This is a genomic window from Burkholderia sp. Ac-20345, assembly GCF_017104825.1.
Classification (GTDB): Bacteria; Pseudomonadota; Gammaproteobacteria; order Burkholderiales; family Burkholderiaceae; genus Burkholderia; species Burkholderia lata_B.
Genome location: NZ_JAAGPO010000446.1, coordinates 1 through 2,336, shown reverse-complemented (window position 1 = coordinate 2,336; position 2,336 = coordinate 1). Strand labels below are relative to the sequence as shown.

Here is a 2,336-nt window from a genome sequence, read left to right as displayed (position 1 = left end):
ACGGCCCGGGATCGTGATGGCCGCGACGTCGGTCGCGATCGGCGCGGCCGGCGCAGGGCTCTTCAGCGCGGCCACGCCTGCTCCGCTCGCGGTCGCGCTGGGTTTTGCGTTCTCGGCGATCGCGGGGATGCTGCCCGCGACGATCCTCGCGTGCGCGCCGGGCTCCGCGCCGACGCCTTCGCTGGCACCGCTCAGCATCGGCTGGGTCGTGCAGGGCAACTATCTCGGGCAGGTGATCGGGCCGCTGGCGATCGGCGCGATCGTCGGCGCATTCGGCTGGTCGGGCGGCATCGGGCTGATGCTCGCGGCCGCCGTCACCGGCGCGGCGATCGGCCTGTCGCTGCTGCGCGAACCGATGGGCCGGCGCTGAGCGCGGCGCCGTTCAACCTGCACGGAAATCCGTCAAGCATGCTCAACACCATGGAAAGCCTGATTTGCGAAGAAGACGTGCCGTGCGATGCGCCGGCATGGGTCGAAGACGATGCGATGCCGCTACCTGGCGGCGTCGCGCATCCGCTCGTGACGATCGGCCGAGCGCCGGTTCCCGAGCACGCCGCAGCGACCGTCTCGCCGTTGCGCCCGCAACTGTTCGTCACGGTGCTGGAGGCCGGCGACGATGCGTTGCTGATTCGCTGGGTCGAGAGCGGCCGGTGCCATTACGGCGAACAGCGCTGGCGCTTGCGTGTCGCGTTGCAGCCGGGCCGTTGCGCGATCTCGGGGCAGCCGATCGAGCCGGGCGAGCCGGTGTTCCGGCCGGTGCGGCGGCCCGTGCCGGCCAATGGCGACGAGATGATCCGCCCGGCGTCGGTGCCGGGTGCGACCGGCGTGGCGTGTGGCGTCACGGCGGAGGGTGACGACGCACACGCGCCGGCTGACGTTCCAGGCTGAACGCCAGCCGGCCGCGGCAGCGGGTTACTTCTTCACGTCGTGCCGGTACTGGATGAACCCGGCGTTGTTCGCGAGCTTGTCGTACAGCGCGCGGGCGGTCGTGTTGGTTTCGTGCGTGAGCCAGTACACGCGGCTCGCGCCGGCTTCGCGGGCATGGTCGTACACGGCCTCGATCAGCGCGCCGCCCGCGCCTTGCCGGCGTGCGTCGGGCGTGGTGTACAGGTCCTGCAGGTAGCAGTACGGCCCTTCGGTCCAGCACGAGCGGTGGTAGATCGAATGCACGATCCCGACCAGCGCGCCCGATGCGTCGAATGCGCCGAGCACGAACATCGGCTCGGCGGGATCCATCAGGCGTGCCCACGTCGTCGCGAACACCGCGTCGCTCAGCGCGGTGTCGTAGAACTTCTGATAACCCTGCCACAGCGGGCGCCACGCGGCTTCGTCGGCGGCGACGAGCGGGCGCACCGTGACGCGCGTCGCGTCGTTCGCGCGGCTGGCCGCATCGCGCTCGCGCGCCTGCGCGTGACGGATCTCGGTGAGCGATTGGCGTTGCTCGCCTTGCGCGTCGAAGTTCTCCGGCGCGAGCCACGCGTCGAACGCGGCGCGGACATCCGGCCATTCGCCGTCGATGATCGAGAACCACGCGGTGTCGCGATTGCGGCTGCGGTAGACGATCGCTTGCCGGAACGTGCCTTCGTAGCGGAAGCCGAGCCGCGCGGCGGCCTTGCGCGACGGGATGTTCAGGTCGTCGCACTTCCATTCGTAGCGCCGGTAGCCGAGCGTGTCGAACGCGTACTTCATCAGCAGGAACTGCGCTTCGGTCGAGATGGGCGTGCGCTTGAGCAGCGGCGAGAACGTGACGGAGCCGACCTCGATCACGCCGTTGGCCGGATCGATGCGCATCAGCGCGAGCGTGCCGACCGCGCGACCCGTGGCACGGTCGATCACCGTGTAGTGCAGCGGATCCGGGCTCGCCTGCGCGGTACGCGCGTAGTCGCGGTAGCTCGATTCGTCGGCGTACGGGCCGTGCGCGAGATAGGTCCAGTCGCTGCCGTCCGGCGCCTGTGCGTAGGCGGCGTGCAGGTCGGCCGCGTGGCGCTCGGCGTCGAGCGGTTCGAGCCGGCAGTAGCGGCCTTCGAGCACGATGCGCTCCGGGCGCGGGCGCGCGGACCAGTCGGGAACGGGGTGGCCGATGGGTTGCTGGAAAGCGTTGGTGAGCGTGGACAAGGTCGATCTCGCTTCGGTTGGCGGCCGGCGACATGCCGGCATGCAGACGATCGTAGTCGCGGCGAGGTACCATGAGAAGCGCCAGAGAGCGGCAAATTTATGGTGCCACGGGTTATGGGGCGCGAGCCACGGGCCGTCCGCCACGTTCCAACACTTTTACGCTGCGATGTTCCGATGACGACTGTCCTGCCTTCCGGCGATGAGCCGTTGCTGCCGCTCGA

Annotated in this window: 2 protein-coding genes and 1 pseudogene; 2 read left to right on the top strand and 1 reads right to left on the bottom strand. The window is 69.8% G+C overall.

Annotated elements, in window-relative coordinates; translation table 11 throughout:
* Both G3O06_RS47800 and G3O06_RS47795 read left to right on the top strand, forming a co-directional pair.
* Nucleotides 1–370 (top strand): annotated as a pseudogene (locus tag G3O06_RS47800) (MFS transporter); the annotation flags it as partial.
* 38 nt (nucleotides 371–408) lie between these two features.
* Nucleotides 409–888: a DUF3331 domain-containing protein gene (locus G3O06_RS47795; protein WP_205820322.1), complete on the top strand. Its 480-nt coding sequence runs from the start codon at nucleotides 409–411 to the stop codon at nucleotides 886–888.
* Between the two features lie 24 nt (nucleotides 889–912).
* On the opposite strand, the gene G3O06_RS47790 is transcribed toward G3O06_RS47795, so the two are convergent.
* Nucleotides 913–2,115, bottom strand: a complete 1,203-nt coding sequence (locus tag G3O06_RS47790) for a GNAT family N-acetyltransferase (protein ID WP_241020621.1) — start codon at nucleotides 2,113–2,115, stop codon at nucleotides 913–915.
* Nucleotides 2,116–2,336 lie beyond the last annotated feature (221 nt).